The 13,209-nt window shown below is 69.0% G+C and carries 14 protein-coding genes; 7 read left to right on the forward strand and 7 right to left on the reverse strand.

All coding sequences use genetic code 11. The features are described 5' to 3' along the window. Positions 1-9: 9 nt before the first annotated feature. Positions 10-1,050, reverse strand: a complete 1,041-nt coding sequence (locus CU254_RS36930; RefSeq protein ID WP_009084525.1) for an aspartate-semialdehyde dehydrogenase — start codon at positions 1,048-1,050, stop codon at positions 10-12. Next, on the reverse strand, positions 1,050-2,315 hold the full coding sequence (locus tag CU254_RS36935; RefSeq protein ID WP_009084527.1) for an aspartate kinase: 1,266 nt from the start codon (positions 2,313-2,315) through the stop codon (positions 1,050-1,052). The genes CU254_RS36930 and CU254_RS36935 overlap by 1 nt, the downstream gene beginning before the upstream one ends. Before the next feature lie 236 nt (positions 2,316-2,551). Between CU254_RS36935 and CU254_RS36940 the strand changes: the two genes are divergently transcribed. From CU254_RS36940 to CU254_RS36950, 3 genes are all read left to right on the forward strand, one after another. Then, on the forward strand, positions 2,552-3,142 hold the full coding sequence (locus CU254_RS36940; protein ID WP_037718586.1) for a nitroreductase family protein: 591 nt from the start codon (positions 2,552-2,554) through the stop codon (positions 3,140-3,142). Between the two features lie 107 nt (positions 3,143-3,249). Further along, complete coding sequence (locus CU254_RS36945) at positions 3,250-3,912, forward strand: hypothetical protein (protein WP_009084530.1); 663 nt, start codon at positions 3,250-3,252, stop codon at positions 3,910-3,912. 68 nt (positions 3,913-3,980) lie between these two features. Further along, positions 3,981-4,622: a hypothetical protein gene (locus CU254_RS36950; RefSeq protein WP_009084532.1), complete on the forward strand. Its 642-nt coding sequence runs from the start codon at positions 3,981-3,983 to the stop codon at positions 4,620-4,622. 7 nt (positions 4,623-4,629) lie between these two features. Here the strand turns inward: CU254_RS36950 and CU254_RS36955 are convergent, their stop codons facing one another. Beyond that, positions 4,630-5,007 carry a hypothetical protein gene (locus CU254_RS36955; RefSeq protein ID WP_009084534.1) on the reverse strand — a complete coding sequence of 126 codons (378 nt, stop codon included), beginning with the start codon at positions 5,005-5,007 and terminating at the stop codon, positions 4,630-4,632. 244 nt (positions 5,008-5,251) lie between these two features. Here CU254_RS36955 and leuA point away from each other — a divergent pair, with 244 nt between their 5' ends. Next, positions 5,252-7,036 carry a 2-isopropylmalate synthase gene (gene leuA, locus CU254_RS36960; protein WP_009084536.1) on the forward strand — a complete coding sequence of 595 codons (1,785 nt, stop codon included), beginning with the start codon at positions 5,252-5,254 and terminating at the stop codon, positions 7,034-7,036. A 10-nt stretch (positions 7,037-7,046) separates the two neighbouring features. Then, positions 7,047-8,015 carry a YafY family protein gene (locus CU254_RS36965; protein ID WP_009084538.1) on the forward strand — a complete coding sequence of 323 codons (969 nt, stop codon included), beginning with the start codon at positions 7,047-7,049 and terminating at the stop codon, positions 8,013-8,015. Positions 8,016-8,070: 55 nt separating this feature from the next. On the opposite strand, the gene CU254_RS36970 is transcribed toward CU254_RS36965, so the two are convergent. Further along, positions 8,071-8,988 (reverse strand): SDR family oxidoreductase, encoded by a 918-nt coding sequence (locus CU254_RS36970; protein WP_009084540.1) that lies wholly within the window; start codon positions 8,986-8,988, stop codon positions 8,071-8,073. Between the two features lie 158 nt (positions 8,989-9,146). Here CU254_RS36970 and CU254_RS36975 point away from each other — a divergent pair, with 158 nt between their 5' ends. Then, positions 9,147-9,707, forward strand: a complete 561-nt coding sequence (locus tag CU254_RS36975) for a DedA family protein (RefSeq protein WP_009084542.1) — start codon at positions 9,147-9,149, stop codon at positions 9,705-9,707. Positions 9,708-9,785: 78 nt separating this feature from the next. Here CU254_RS36975 and CU254_RS36980 read toward each other — a convergent pair whose 3' ends face one another. Continuing rightward, a complete protein-coding gene (locus CU254_RS36980) occupies positions 9,786-10,691 on the reverse strand; it encodes a LysR family transcriptional regulator (protein WP_037716052.1) in 906 nt (301 codons plus the stop codon). 86 nt (positions 10,692-10,777) lie between these two features. Between CU254_RS36980 and CU254_RS36985 the strand changes: the two genes are divergently transcribed. Beyond that, positions 10,778-11,677 carry an EamA family transporter gene (locus tag CU254_RS36985; RefSeq protein ID WP_009084546.1) on the forward strand — a complete coding sequence of 300 codons (900 nt, stop codon included), beginning with the start codon at positions 10,778-10,780 and terminating at the stop codon, positions 11,675-11,677. Between the two features lie 3 nt (positions 11,678-11,680). Here the strand turns inward: CU254_RS36985 and CU254_RS36990 are convergent, their stop codons facing one another. Then, on the reverse strand, positions 11,681-12,310 hold the full coding sequence (locus CU254_RS36990; RefSeq protein ID WP_009084548.1) for a hypothetical protein: 630 nt from the start codon (positions 12,308-12,310) through the stop codon (positions 11,681-11,683). A gap of 186 nt (positions 12,311-12,496) precedes the next feature. Beyond that, on the reverse strand, positions 12,497-13,150 hold the full coding sequence (locus CU254_RS36995; RefSeq protein WP_009084549.1) for a DedA family protein: 654 nt from the start codon (positions 13,148-13,150) through the stop codon (positions 12,497-12,499). Positions 13,151-13,209: the final 59 nt, after the last annotated feature.

The following is a 13,209-nucleotide window of genomic DNA, read 5'->3' on the forward strand; positions in this document are numbered from 1 at the left end:
GAGACTCGCTCAGCGGTTCTGCGCCACCAGCTCGGCGATCTGCACGGTGTTCAGCGCCGCCCCCTTGCGGAGGTTGTCGGCGGAGACGAACAGGGCCAGGCCGCGGCCGTCCGGGACGCCCGGGTCGGTGCGGATCCGGCCGACCAGGCTCGGGTCGATGCCCGCGGCCTGCAGCGGCGTCGGCACGTCCGCCAGCTGCACGCCCGGCGCGTTCGACAGCAGTTCCGTCGCCCGCTCGACCGACAGCGGCCGTTCGAATTCGACGTTGATCGACAGCGAGTGCCCGGTGAACACCGGCACCCGGACGCACGTGCCGGACACCAGCAGCTCCGGGATGCCGAGGATCTTCCGGCTTTCGTTGCGCAGCTTCTGTTCCTCGTCCGTTTCGAACGTGCCGTCGTCCACAATGGACCCGGCCATCGGCAGGACGTTGAACGCGATCGGCGCGACGTACTTGGCCGGGGCCGGGAATTCGACCGCCGAACCGTCGTGCGTGAGCGAGGCCGCGCGCGAGGCGACCGCGTTCACCTGCGCGGCGAGTTCGTCGACGCCGGCCAGGCCGCTGCCGGACACCGCTTGGTAGGTGCTCGCGACGATCCGCACCAGTCCGGCTTCGTCGTGCAGCGGCTTGAGGACCGGCATCGCGGCCATGGTGGTGCAGTTGGGGTTCGCGATGATCCCCTTCCGCACCTCCTTGATCGCCTCCGGGTTGACCTCGCTGACGATCAGCGGCACGTCCGGATCGCGCCGGAACGCCGACGAGTTGTCGACCACGATCGCGCCCGCCTCGGCGAACCGCGGCGCCTGCTCGCGAGAGGTCGCGCCGCCCGCGGAGAACAACGCGATGTCCAAACCGGACAGGTCAGCGGTCGCGGTGTCCTCGACGGTGATTTCCTGGTCACGCCACGGCAGCGTGCGTCCCGCGGACCGAGCCGAGGCGAAGTACCGGATCTGCTCGACCGGGAAGTTCCGTTCGTCGAGCAGCTTGCGCATGACGGCGCCGACCTGGCCGGTCGCCCCGACCACTCCGACGCGAAGACCCTGTGCCATCAGCGACCACTCCCCGCGTAGACGACGGCTTCCTCGTCGCCGCCCAGTTCGAACGCCTCGTGGATCGCGCGCACGGCCTCGTCCAGCTGCGCGTCGCGGATCAGTACCGAAATGCGGATCTCCGAGGTGTTGATGATTTCGATGTTCACGCCCGCGTTGGCCAGCGCCTCGCAGAAGGTCGCGGTGACGCCCGGGTGCGAGCGCATCCCGGCCCCGACGAGCGACACCTTGCCGACGTGGTCGTCGTACAGGACCGACTCGAAGCCGATCTCCGCCTTGATCTTCTCGAGTTCCTTGACCGCCTTGGCCCCGTTGGCCTTCGACAGCGTGAAGGTGATGTCGGTGCGGCCCGAGGACGTGCTGGACACGTTCTGCAGCACCATGTCGATGTCGATCTCGGCGTCGGCGACGACCCGGAAGATCCGGCCCGCGGCACCGGCGTGGTCCGGCACGCCGGTCACGGTGATCTTCGCTTCCGAGCGGTCGTGTGCCACACCGGTGATCAGCGCTTGTTCCACGGGGATCTCCTCGATCGATCCGGCCACCGTGGTGCCCGGCTTGTCGCTGTAGGAAGAACGGACTCGGATCGGCACGCCGTAGCGGCGCGCGTACTCGACCGAACGCAGGTGCAGGATCTTCGATCCGCTCGCCGCGAGCTCCAGCATCTCCTCGTACGGGATGGTGTCGAGCTTTTTGGCGTCCGGCACGATCCGCGGGTCGGCCGAATACACACCGTCCACATCGGAATAGATCTCGCAGACGTCCGCGTTCAGCGCCGCGGCCAGTGCCACCGCCGTGGTGTCGGAACCGCCGCGGCCGAGCGTCGTGATGTCCTTGGTGTCCTGTGCCACGCCTTGGAAACCGGCCACCAGCGCGACGTAACCCTGCTCCAGCGCCTCGGTGACGCGGCTCGGAGTGACGTCGATGATGCGCGCGTTGCCGTGCACCGACGTGGTGACCACGCCCGCTTGGGACCCGGTGAACGACCAGGCCTGCGCGCCTTGCGCGGAAATGGCCATGGCGACCAACGAGTTCGAGATGCGCTCACCGGCGGTGAGCAGCATGTCCATTTCCCGCTCCGGCGGCGCCGGGTTCACTTGCTGCGCCAGATCGAGCAGCTCATCAGTGGTGTCGCCCATCGCCGAGCACACGACGACCACGTCGTTGCCCGCCTTCTTGGTCGCGACGATCCGTTCTGCCACGCGCTTGATCCGGTCGGCACTTTCCAGCGACGATCCGCCGTACTTCTGGACCACGAGGGCCACGCCCGAACCTCCTTGACGGGCCGGGGCGTACTCCTTGGAGGGCACCGAGGAGCGCCCACGGCCCTTCATTTGGGGAAGAGCCTACCGGCGCGAACGGCGCTCGCCACCCCATCGAGTGGTCCGCCACGGCCCGTCCGGAGGGTTTGGAAGTAAATTTTCCTTAACGGCACGGAAAAGCTCGAAGCCCTTCCTCCGGAGTGACGGAGAGCACTCCCGCGCCGTACTACGTTCGCCGCATGCGCAAACCAGCCGAGACGAGCGTCCCCGTCGCGCCGGCCATCGCCGAGCGCTGGAGCCCTCGCGCCTACGACGAGACCGCCGAACTCACTGCCGCCCAGCTGACCGCCTTGCTCGAAGCCGCCAGGTGGGCGCCGTCTTTCGGCAACACCCAGCCGGCCCGCTACCTCGTCGGCCGCCGGGGCGATCGGGTGTTCCCGCGCCTCCTCGCGACGCTGAACTCGGGGAACCAGGCGTGGGCGTTCCGGGCGAGCGCGCTGCTGATCGGCGTGATGGTCACCACGAACGAGAAGGGCGAGGTGCCCTACAGCGACTACGGACTGGGGCTGGCGACCGAGAACCTGGTCCTGCAGGCCGTCGAGCTGGGCCTGATCGCGCACCAGATGGCCGGCTTCTCGGCGGAGCGGGTGCGCGAGGAATTCGGCCTGCCCGACGACGCGGTGGCCCGGGTCGCGATCGCGGTCGGGTCGCCCGCCGACCCGTCCGTGCTGGACGATCCGCGCCGGATCGAACGCGAACTGGCCCCTCGGCGACGGCTGCCGCTCGCGGAGTTCGCGTTCGGGGACAAGTGGGGGTCTCCGGCACTGTGACCGTTTCGTGAGCGATTGAGGGAACCGGCGGCCCGTCCTTGAGGTCAGATAGGCACCAAACCGGTCAGGCAGCTGAATCGGTGGGAATCTTCTCAAGGAGTGACGAAATGCGTACTGCGATGCCGGTTGTACTGGCGGTCTCCGCAACGGCGATGGCGTTCGCGCTGTCCAGTTGCTCTTCCGGGGACACCCCCGCCCCGCCGATCGCCACTCCGCCCGCCTCCTCGTCGGCGGCCGCCCCGTCCTCGTCGTCTTCGTCGTCCGCGCCGGCCGGCGACTCCGCCTCGGCCGAGTACACGAAGCAGGGCACGAAGCTGAAGATCGGCGAGAAGGCCGTGGTGCCGTTCAAATCGCAGAAGAACACCGGCGCGATCGGCGTGACGGTGACCGGCATCGACAAGGGCGTGGAGGCCGACCTGGCCCCGCTGAAGCTCGGCGACCGAGCCAAGGGCATGACGCCGTACTACATCCAGGTCAAGGTCACGAACGAGACCGGAGCGGACTTCGCGTACAGCTCGCTGGGCCTGATGAACGGCCTGCTCGGGGACGGCACCAAGGGCCCGCACGTGACGGTGATCGGCAAGTTCGAGAAATGCGACAGCGGGAACTCCGGCAAGGCGTTCACCACGAAGGGCGCTTCGTACAACAGCTGCGTGCTGGCATTGGCCCCGGCGGGCGCTGAGGTGAAGGGGGCCAGCTACAGCGCCAGCACCTACCGGGACCTGGCGCCGAACACGGATTACGGCAAGGACGCGGTGACCTGGCAGTAAGCTAAAGACCACCGCGGGGGCGTCAGCCGAGGGCTGACGCCCCCTTTCGCGTCCTGGGGGAAGAACGGATGGCTGGCAGAAGATCGATTGCCTTGGCGGCGACGCTGGCGTTCGCGCTGTCCGCGTGTTCGAGCGCGGCCGATGCGCCGCCGCCGGGCACTGCCCCGGCCGCAGCGCCCGCATCGTCGAGCGCGCCCGCATCGTCGAGCGCGCCCGCGCGGAAGAAGATCGCTTACACCAAGCCGGGCACGAAGCTCAAGATCGGCGAGAAGGCCGTGGTGCCGTTCACGACCGACACCTCACCCGTCGGCGCGGTCGGCATCACGGTGACCCGCATCGACCGGGGCACCGAGGCGGAGGTGGCTCGGATGAACCTCGGCGACGACGTCGCCGGGCTGGTGCCGTTCTACGTCCGGTTCACCGTGTCGAACGAGACCGGCGACGACTTCTCCGACGCCCACGTGGCCCTTATTCGCGGACTGCTCAAGGACGGCGCCAAAAGCAGGCTAGGCATGTCCGCGGACTCGCCGAAGTGCCACAGCGACGAAACCGACGGCTTCACGGCCAAGGGCGCGACCTACGGCGACTGCACGATGGAACTGGTCGCCCCCGGCACCACGGTGACCGGCGCGAAGTACGACAGCGACTCCTATGCCTGGCTGGCCACAGGCACGGACTACCGGGCAAACCCGATCGTCTGGCAGCCCTGAGCCCGGCTCAGGCCCCCGCGCCCCCGACCCGGCGGATGATCTTCGCCAGGATTCCGGACACGATCAGCCAGAAGACCGCCGCGATGCCGTAGTTCACCAGCACGCGCAGCTTCGCGTCACTCGGCGTGAACAGGTCCTTGAAGCCGAGCGACAGCCCGTCGGCCCAGTCGCGGACGGACGAGACGATGCCGTTGCCCTGGTTCGCCTCGCCGATGACGAAAATCACGTGCAGCACCAGGATCGCGGCGAACAGCAGTCCGACCCAGCGCACCAGTGCCGCGAGAAAGGACACCCCGCGCTCCCGGGTGCGCCGCCAGTCCACCGGGGTGCGCTGGGGACGCGCCTTCGCCTCGGTTTCCTGTGCCTGCTCCGCGTGCTCGCCCATGCCGGGCAGTCTGGCACGTCGCTTCGCGGGACGCTACCCGCTAGTAACAGGTATCAGCCACCCGACGTAACAGTTCGATCGCGACGGGCGGCTTTCCTTTCCGCGCGTCGGGTGGTTACAGTGACCCCGTGGCGCGTGAACTCCTGCTTCGCTGCCGCGACGGGGCCTGATCTGACCGGCTCCTCGTCGCGGGGCTTTGTGGTGCCGGTCGTCCGCACCGATCCCTTCAGGAGATTTTCCCGCGATGAGCACCGACCCTCGTACCACTAATTCCCGTCTGCGCACGCCCTCTCGTCCCGCGCCCGCCGGACAGCCCTCGTGGAATCCGCAGCGCGGCACGTCCATGCCGGTCCACCGTTACCGCCCCTGGTACGACGTCGTCGAGAACATCGACGTACCCGACCGCACCTGGCCGGATAAGCGCATCGAGCGCGCGCCGCTGTGGTGCGCGGTCGACCTGCGCGACGGCAACCAGGCGCTGATCGACCCGATGTCGCCCGCGCGCAAGCGCAAGTTCTTCGACCTGCTGGTCCGCATGGGCTACAAGGAGATCGAGGTCGGTTTCCCGGCCGCGTCGCAGACCGACTTCGACTTCGTGCGCGAGATCATCGAAGAGGGCGCGATCCCCGACGACGTGCACATCCAGGTGCTGACCCAGTGCCGTCCCGAGCTGATCGAGCGCACCTTCCAGGCGCTCGAGGGCGCGCCGCGGGCGATCGTCCACATCTACAACTCGACGTCGATCCTGCAGCGCCGCGTGGTGTTCCGCGAGGAGCGAGAGGGCATCAAGAAGATCGCCACCTCGGCCGCGGAAATGGTCGTCGAGCTGGCGGCGAAGCAGCCGGACACCGACTTCCGCTTCCAGTACTCGCCCGAGTCCTACACCGGCACCGAGCTGTCCTACGCGCTCGAGGTGTGCAACGCGGTCACCGAGATCTGGCAGCCGACGCCGGAGAAGCCGGTCATCCTGAACCTGCCGGCGACCGTCGAGATGGCCACCCCGAACGTGTACGCCGACTCGATCGAGTGGATGTCGCGCAACCTGGAGCGCCGCGATTCGGTGATCCTGTCGCTGCACCCGCACAACGACCGCGGCACCGGGATCGCCGCCGCCGAACTGGGCTACCAGGCCGGCGCGGACCGGATCGAGGGCTGCCTGTTCGGCAACGGCGAGCGCACCGGCAACGTCGACCTGGTCGCGCTGGGCATGAACCTCTACAGCCAGGGCATCGACCCGCAGATCGACTTCTCCGACATGGACGAGATCAAGCGGACCGTCGAGTACTGCAACCAGCTGCCGGTCCCGGAACGCTCCCCGTGGGGCGGCGACCTGGTGTTCACCGCCTTCTCCGGCAGCCACCAGGACGCGATCAACAAGGGCCTCGACGCGATGAAGGACGCCGCGGACAAGAAGGGCGTCCCGGTCGACGAGCACCCGTGGGAGGTCCCGTACCTGCCGATCGACCCGAAGGACGTCGGCCGCACCTACGAGGCCGTGATCCGGGTGAACTCGCAGTCCGGCAAGGGCGGCGTCGCCTACATCATGAAGGCCGAGCACCAGCTCGACCTGCCGCGCCGGCTGCAGATCGAGTTCTCGAAGGTCATCCAGGCCTACACCGACTCCGAGGGCGGCGAGGTCGACCCGGCCACCATGTGGCGCGCGTTCTCGGCCGAGTACCTGGAGTCGAAGACGCCGCTGGAGCTGATCAAGCAGCGCGTCACCGACAACGGCGGCGGCGAGTACGACCTCGAGGCCACGGTGAAGGTCGAGGGCGACGAGCACGAGATCACCGGCCGCGGCAACGGGCCGATCGCCGCGTTCTTCGACGCACTGTCCACTGTGGGCTACGACCTGCGGCTCCTGGACTACAGCGAGCACACGCTGAGCCCGGGCGACGATTCGCGCGCCGCGTCCTACATCGAATGCGCGATCTCCGACCGCGTGTTCTGGGGCATCGGCGTCGACCCGTCGATCGTCACCGCGTCGCTGCGCGCGGTAGTGAGCGCGGTCAACCGGGCCAACCGCTGATCCGAGCCTGATGCGAGCCGAGCGCCTGGTCGCGCTTCTCTTCACGCTGCACCGCAAACGCGCGGGCACCGTCGGGGAGCTGGCCGGCGAACTGGGCGTGACCGAGCGGACGCTGCGGCGGGATCTCGCCGCGCTGCGCGAAGCCGGCGTGCCGCTCTGGAGCGAACCAGGGCGGCACGGCGGCATCCGGCTCGTGGACGGCTGGCGTTCGCGGCTCGACGGCCTCACCTCGCGGGAGGCCGTCGCGCTGCTGGCCCTCGACGTGCCGGACGCGCTGGCCGGGCTCGGTCTCGGCACCGCGGTGGCCGCGGCGCACGCGAAAGTGTCCGCGAGCATGCCCGCTCAGCTGCAGGAACAGGCCCGGACGGTCGCCGGGCGGTTTCATCTCGACGCTTCGGCCTGGTTCACCTCTCCGGACGACGCGGCCGCGCTGCCCGCGGTCGCGAAGGCGGTGTGGACGCAGCAACGGCTCGACGTGCGTTATCGGCGGCGCGACAAGGTCACCCGGCGGACGCTGGATCCGCTGGGTCTCGTGTTGAAGGCCGGGGTTTGGTACCTGGTGGCGCGCGTCGACGCGGACCTGCGGACGTATCGCGTCTCGCGGTTGGAAGGGGTCGCCGAAACCGGCGAAACCTTTGCGCGGCCGGAAGAATTCTCGCTCGCTGATTGGTGGCGGGCATCGTCGGCGGAGTTCGAGAAGATGCCGTTGCCGCTGAAGGTGACGGCTCGGCTGGACCGGGCCGCGGCGGGGGCGCTGCGCCGGGTTTTCGGGCCGGAGCACATGAACGAGGTGCTGGTGTCGCTCGGCCCGAAGGACGCCGACGGGTGGGCCGAGGCCGAGTTCGCCCTGGAAGGCAAGGAAGTCGCCGTCGTTCAGCTGGTTTCCCTCGGCCCCGGCGTCGAGGTGCGGAGCCCGCCGGAGATCCGCGCCGCGGTCGCGGAATTCGGTCAGGCGCTCGCCGACCGCAACCGTCCGTGAAGGGCTCCTTGAGGGAATCTGATTCCCTCAAGGAGCCCTTCACGGACAGTCGGCATCAGCGGTAGCCGGTGGCGTCGGCGGGCTTGCCGGGTTCCTGCACCTCTTCGATGTACCGCCACGCGTCCGGGCGGCTGCCGTCCACGTCGTCGATCTCGTAGACCTTCGCCAGCTGTCCGCTGGAGACGGTCTGGCCGGTCCAGCGGTGCCGGTCCGGGTCGGCGGCGAGCGCGACGACCGTGCGGCCGGAGAAGACCGGCGATTCCGAGATCACGAAGTGCGGCTCGCGGACCGTCGCGTCGCGCCAGTTTTCCTCGGTGACCTCGAAAATCTCCAGCATCGCCTCCGACCGCAGCCACCCCGGCGTGAACGCGACCGCGGTGCAGTCGTGCTTTTCGAGCTCGGCCGCCTCGCCGACGGCCAGGACGTTGATCGCCGCCTTGGCCAGGTAGTACGGCAGCGACGTGCCCTCGCGGTACTTCCGGTTGTACTCGGCGGTGCCGTCGGTCAGCTCGAGCACGAGCCCGCCCGGACGGCGGATCACCAGCGGAAACAGGTGGTGGCTGGTGATCAGGTGGGCGTCGAGGGACAGCCGCATCATCCGCAGGCTCGCGTCCAGCGAATGCTCCCAGACCGGTTTGCCCCACTCCAGGTAACGGTCGCCGCCCCAGATGCCGTCGACCAGGATGTCGAGCCCGCCGTGTTCCGCGTCGATCCGCTGGGCGAGCGCGGCGACCTCGTCGCTCACCAGGTGGTCGACCCGCAGCGCGCTTCCCCTGCCGCCCGCGGCCTCGATCCGCTCCAGCGTGTCTTCAATGGTCTCCGGACGGTCCACTTCGGACCGTCCAGTCCGCGTCGTGCGACCGGTGACGTACACGTACGCCCCGGCCCGGCCCAGTTCGACCGCGATCGCCCGGCTCGCCCCGCGCGTGCCGCCCGCCACGAGCGCGACCTTGCCGGCCAGTTCCCCGCTCATTCCGTTCGTCCCCTTTTCTCTCGGTGAACCACCAGTGTGCGGGCGAACCCTGACATCCTCTGTCCGGGTTCTTCGAGGAAGCTATGTCCCGGCTGTGCCTTGCTGTGAAGTGCCGATGATTGGGACTCATCGGCGCTGGCGGAGCGGTTAATAGAGATATGAACGCTACGACGGCTGGGCTGGTGGTGCTGTTCGTCGTCTCGCTGGTGCCGTTGTTGCCCACCGAGGTGACGCTGCTCGGCATGGGCGTGGCCGCCGCGCAGCACGGGGCGTCGCTGGCAGTCGTGATCGCGGTCGCCAGCCTCGGCTGCCTGCTGTCCGACCAGGCGTTGTACGCGCTCGGGCGGTTCGGCGGGGCGCGGATGCTCACCCGGCTGGGCCGTCGGCGCAAGCTGGCCGCCGGATTGACCTGGCTCGACGGACGCCTGCAGCGGCACCCGAGGCCGGTCCTGGTGGTCGCGCGGTGGCTGCCTTCCGGCGGGACGGTCGGCGCGCTGCTGGCCGGCTCGCTGCGGTGGCGATTCACCGAGTTTCTGACCGCGTCCGCGCTCGGCGTGCTGCTGTGGACGTCGTACGTCGCGTTCCTCGGCTACGCCGGTGGCCAACTGGTTGCCGAGCCGGGAGTGAGCCTGGCGTTGTCGCTGACCATCGCGGTGTTGCTGGGCTCGGCGATCACGGTCGGGATTCGACGGCACGCAGCGCCGAGTACAGCGCATTGATCAGCGGGCTGATCGCGGCGGCCGGGGGAACCTGCCGCTCGGGGGTCAGCACCATCGGTTGCGTGGCAGCGAACCCAGCTAGGTCGTGAGCGCGGCTACCTCGGCGCGCATTTCGTCGATCACAGTCGCGACAGCCGGACGGTTCGCGGCGCCGGTGCGGCACACCACTTCCACCAGCCGTGCCGCGCGGATTCCGGCCAGCGGACGGCCGACCAAGCCGCTGCCGCGTCGAGTGTCCATTGTGTACCGAGGCATCAGTGCGATCCCGTGTCCGGCCGCGACGAGCCGTTCGGTGATACGGAAATCGTTGATCCGCTGGACAATCTGCGGCCGCACTCCGGTGCGCACGGTCAGCGAGCGCAGGACGTCGTCGACCGGGAAGCCGTGGTCCACCGAGATCCAGCGTTCGTCGGCGAGATCGGCCAGGCCGACGCGGCGGTTGCGCGCGAGCCGGTGGCCGACCGGAAGAGCGACGTCGAGCGGTTCGCGCAGCAGCGGGAAGACGTCGAGGCGTTCGGTGTCGAATTCGGGCGCGTGCTCGTCGCGGTGGGCGACGACGACGTCGTAATCGGCGACCAGTCCGGGCACCTGCGGCGGGACCATGTCGACGTCGCGGACGTCGACCTCGAGGTTTTCGTGCTGGTCGATGCGGCGCAGCAGGCCGGGCAGGAGCATCAGGCCGGCGGATTGGAAGATCGCGATCCGCACGCGTCCGCGCGGGGCGCTGCGGTAGGTGTCCAGCTCCGCCTCGGCGCGGTCCAGCGCGGCCAGCACGTCGTCGGCGCGGGCGACCAGCGCGCGGCCCGCGTCGGTGAGCCGCAGGCCGCGGCCGGCCGGTTCGGTCAGCGGGATGCCGACCTCCGCCTGCAACGCGCGCAACTGCTGCGAGATCGCCGACGGCGTGCAGTGCAACGCCCGCGCCGCGGCGGTGACGCTGCCCCGATCCGCGAATTCGCGCAGCGTGCGGAGCCGGCCCAAGTCCATTCGCGCAGTGTATGTGAAGCTGCGCTACACAGTCAGTGCAGTTTTTCTCGCTGGTGCTTCAAGGTTCGCCTAGGCAAGCTTGAGGCATGGCCATCCGGGACCGTTTGCTCGCCGTGTTCGTCGCCGTCCTGTGGGGCCTGAATTTCATTGCGATCCACGCCACCCTCGGCCAGTTCCCGCCGATGTTCGCCGGCGCGCTGCGGTTTCTGCTGATCGCGATCCCGACGGTGTTCCTCGTCCCGTGGCCGCGGGTGAAGCTGCGGTACCTGCTCGGCTACGGACTCGGGTTCGGCACCGGGCAGTTCGCGTTCCTGTTCGTCGCGATGCACCTGGGCATGCCGACCGGGCTCGCGTCGCTGGTGCTGCAGGCGTCCGCGCCGTTCACCGTGCTGCTGGGCGCGGTGCTGCTGCGGGAACGCGTCTCCGGACGGCAGCTGGCCGGGATCCTGCTCGCGGTGGCGGGCATGACGGCGATCGCCTGGCAGCAGTCCGGACAGGCCGCGCTCGTGCCGGTGCTGCTGACCTTGCTGGCCGCGCTGAGCTGGGCGATCGGCAACCTGAGCATGCGCCGCGCGGAGCCGGACAACCCGCTGCACCTGACGCTGTGGATGTCCGTGGTGCCGCCGCTGCCGATGCTGGCGCTGTCGAGCATCTTCGAGGGTCCGGGCGCCGCCTGGCACTCGCTGACGACGCTCGGCACGAAAACGGGCCTGATCGGCGTCGCGGGGCTGGCGTACGTGGTCCTCTTCGGGACGGTCGTGGGCTCCGGCATCTGGACCACGCTGATGCGCCGCAACCCGGCGGGCGTGGTCGCGCCGTTCTCGCTGCTGGTGCCGGTGGTGGGGTTGACGGCGTCGTTCTTCATCCTCGGCGAGGTCCCGACGGTGCTCACCCTGGTGGCCGCGGCGGTGGTGATCGGCGGGGTGCTGCTGGGCTCGCTGCGGAGGAAGCCGGCGGTTACGCCGGAGGAACTGCTGCCGGTGTGAGAGTCAGCGGCCGGGGCGCTGCCGCAGGACTTCGGGCACCCGGTCGTACGTCTTCAGCTCGCCGGCCAGCTCCGGGACCAGGTAGCCGAGCACACGCAGAATCGTCTCGTGGTCCTTCCACAGATGCCGATGATGAATCGGCTCGTGATGCATGATCCGGTTGCGGAACAGCAGAACAGTGCGTAGATCGGCGTGCAGATCACGCCGTTTGCCGCGATAGAAGGCGAACGCGCGATGCAGGTGCGGCACCCACAGCGTGCGGTCGTAGGCGCTGCTGAGGGTCGACACCCAGAACCCGAGCGACAGGTTCGCCACGAGGTCGTCGGGCGTGTGGGGCCGTCCGCGCACGGTCAGCTTGCGCCGAGCCTCGGCCAGCTTGCCCACGCCATCGGGGCGCAGCGGGGCGACCCGCCACCAGTCTTCGCGGTCGAACGCCGTCGCCAACGTGCGGTGCAGCCCGTTGCGCAACGCCAGCTCCAGGCAATGCAGCGCCGGGTAGAACGCCGCGGAAACCTCCACGTTCCACCAATACAGCGCGCTGGCCCGGGTGAAATCGCCGTCCGCCTTCGCGAGATACGGCGCGAATCTCGGGGCCGACAAACCGTCCCGGATCCACCCCGGCTCCTCCGGCATCGGCCGCCCCTCCCCCCTTTTCGCCCCTCTCGGGCCGGAGGGGATGTGCTAGTATGGCGCAGTACGCCCCGGGTCGCCTCTGCTTTCGCATGCCGCCCGGGGCATCGCTTATTTCCAGGCATGGAAACAAGAAACCCCGGCACGTCCGAAGACCTGCCGGGGAAATCCCGTCAGTCAGCTCGAGGCTCAGGCGACCGCGTCGTTCTTCTCTTCCGACGACTCCGACGAGGAAGCCGTCGCGTGGCGGGACATGCGCTTCTTCAGCACCAGCGTCACCACCGCGCCGATCACCAGCGCCGCGCCAAGACCGGCCCACTGGAAGCCCTTCAGCCACTTGTCGGCGACCACGCCCAGGTAGTAGATGAGCGCCGTCGTTCCGCCTGCCCACACGATGCCGCCGAGGGCGTTCGCGATCAGGAAGCGCGGGTAGTGCATGTTCAGCGATCCGGCGAGCGGGCCGGCCAGGATGCGCAGCACCGCGACGAACCGGCCGAAGAACACGGCCCACATGCCGCGTTTGTGGAACATTCTCTCGGCGCTCGCGATGTGGTCCGGGCCGAAATGTTTGGGGAACTTCCGGCCCGCCCAGGCGAACAGCCGTTTGCCGCCCTTCTTGCCGATCAGGTACCCGATGCTGTCGCCGATGATCGCGCCCGCCGACGCCAGCACGCCGATCCACAGCGGGTTCAGCCCGCTGTGCGACGACGCCAGCAGCGCGGCGCTCACCAGCACGATCTCCCCCGGCAACGGAATGCCCAGGCTTTCGACCATCACCACCAAGCCCACCAACAGGTAGACCGACAGCGGAGGGATCGCCTCCAGCACGTGGTCGATGTTCACTGCCAACCCCCTTGTGATTCGTGCCTGGTCCCCGCAGGGTACCCAGCTGACGAGCGTTC

The sequence above is a fragment of the Amycolatopsis sp. AA4 genome, from assembly GCF_002796545.1.
Classification (GTDB): Bacteria; Actinomycetota; Actinomycetes; order Mycobacteriales; family Pseudonocardiaceae; genus Amycolatopsis.

Bases quoted from the DNA above. Each gene is read 5' to 3' on its own strand.
- CU254_RS36930 (WP_009084525.1), bottom strand. From the start codon at position 1,050: ATGGCACAGGGTCTTCGCGTCGGAGTGGTCGGGGCGACCGGCCAGGTC.
- CU254_RS36950 (WP_009084532.1), top strand. From the start codon at position 3,981: ATGGCTGGCAGAAGATCGATTGCCTTGGCGGCGACGCTGGCGTTCGCG.
- CU254_RS36985 (WP_009084546.1), top strand. From the start codon at position 10,778: ATGGCCATCCGGGACCGTTTGCTCGCCGTGTTCGTCGCCGTCCTGTGG.
- CU254_RS36945 (WP_009084530.1), top strand. From the start codon at position 3,250: ATGCGTACTGCGATGCCGGTTGTACTGGCGGTCTCCGCAACGGCGATG.
- CU254_RS36970 (WP_009084540.1), bottom strand. From the start codon at position 8,988: ATGAGCGGGGAACTGGCCGGCAAGGTCGCGCTCGTGGCGGGCGGCACG.
- CU254_RS36975 (WP_009084542.1), top strand. From the start codon at position 9,147: ATGAACGCTACGACGGCTGGGCTGGTGGTGCTGTTCGTCGTCTCGCTG.
- CU254_RS36980 (WP_037716052.1), bottom strand. From the start codon at position 10,691: ATGGACTTGGGCCGGCTCCGCACGCTGCGCGAATTCGCGGATCGGGGC.
- leuA (WP_009084536.1), top strand. From the start codon at position 5,252: ATGAGCACCGACCCTCGTACCACTAATTCCCGTCTGCGCACGCCCTCT.
- CU254_RS36965 (WP_009084538.1), top strand. From the start codon at position 7,047: ATGCGAGCCGAGCGCCTGGTCGCGCTTCTCTTCACGCTGCACCGCAAA.
- CU254_RS36955 (WP_009084534.1), bottom strand. From the start codon at position 5,007: ATGGGCGAGCACGCGGAGCAGGCACAGGAAACCGAGGCGAAGGCGCGT.
- CU254_RS36990 (WP_009084548.1), bottom strand. From the start codon at position 12,310: ATGCCGGAGGAGCCGGGGTGGATCCGGGACGGTTTGTCGGCCCCGAGA.
- CU254_RS36940 (WP_037718586.1), top strand. From the start codon at position 2,552: ATGCGCAAACCAGCCGAGACGAGCGTCCCCGTCGCGCCGGCCATCGCC.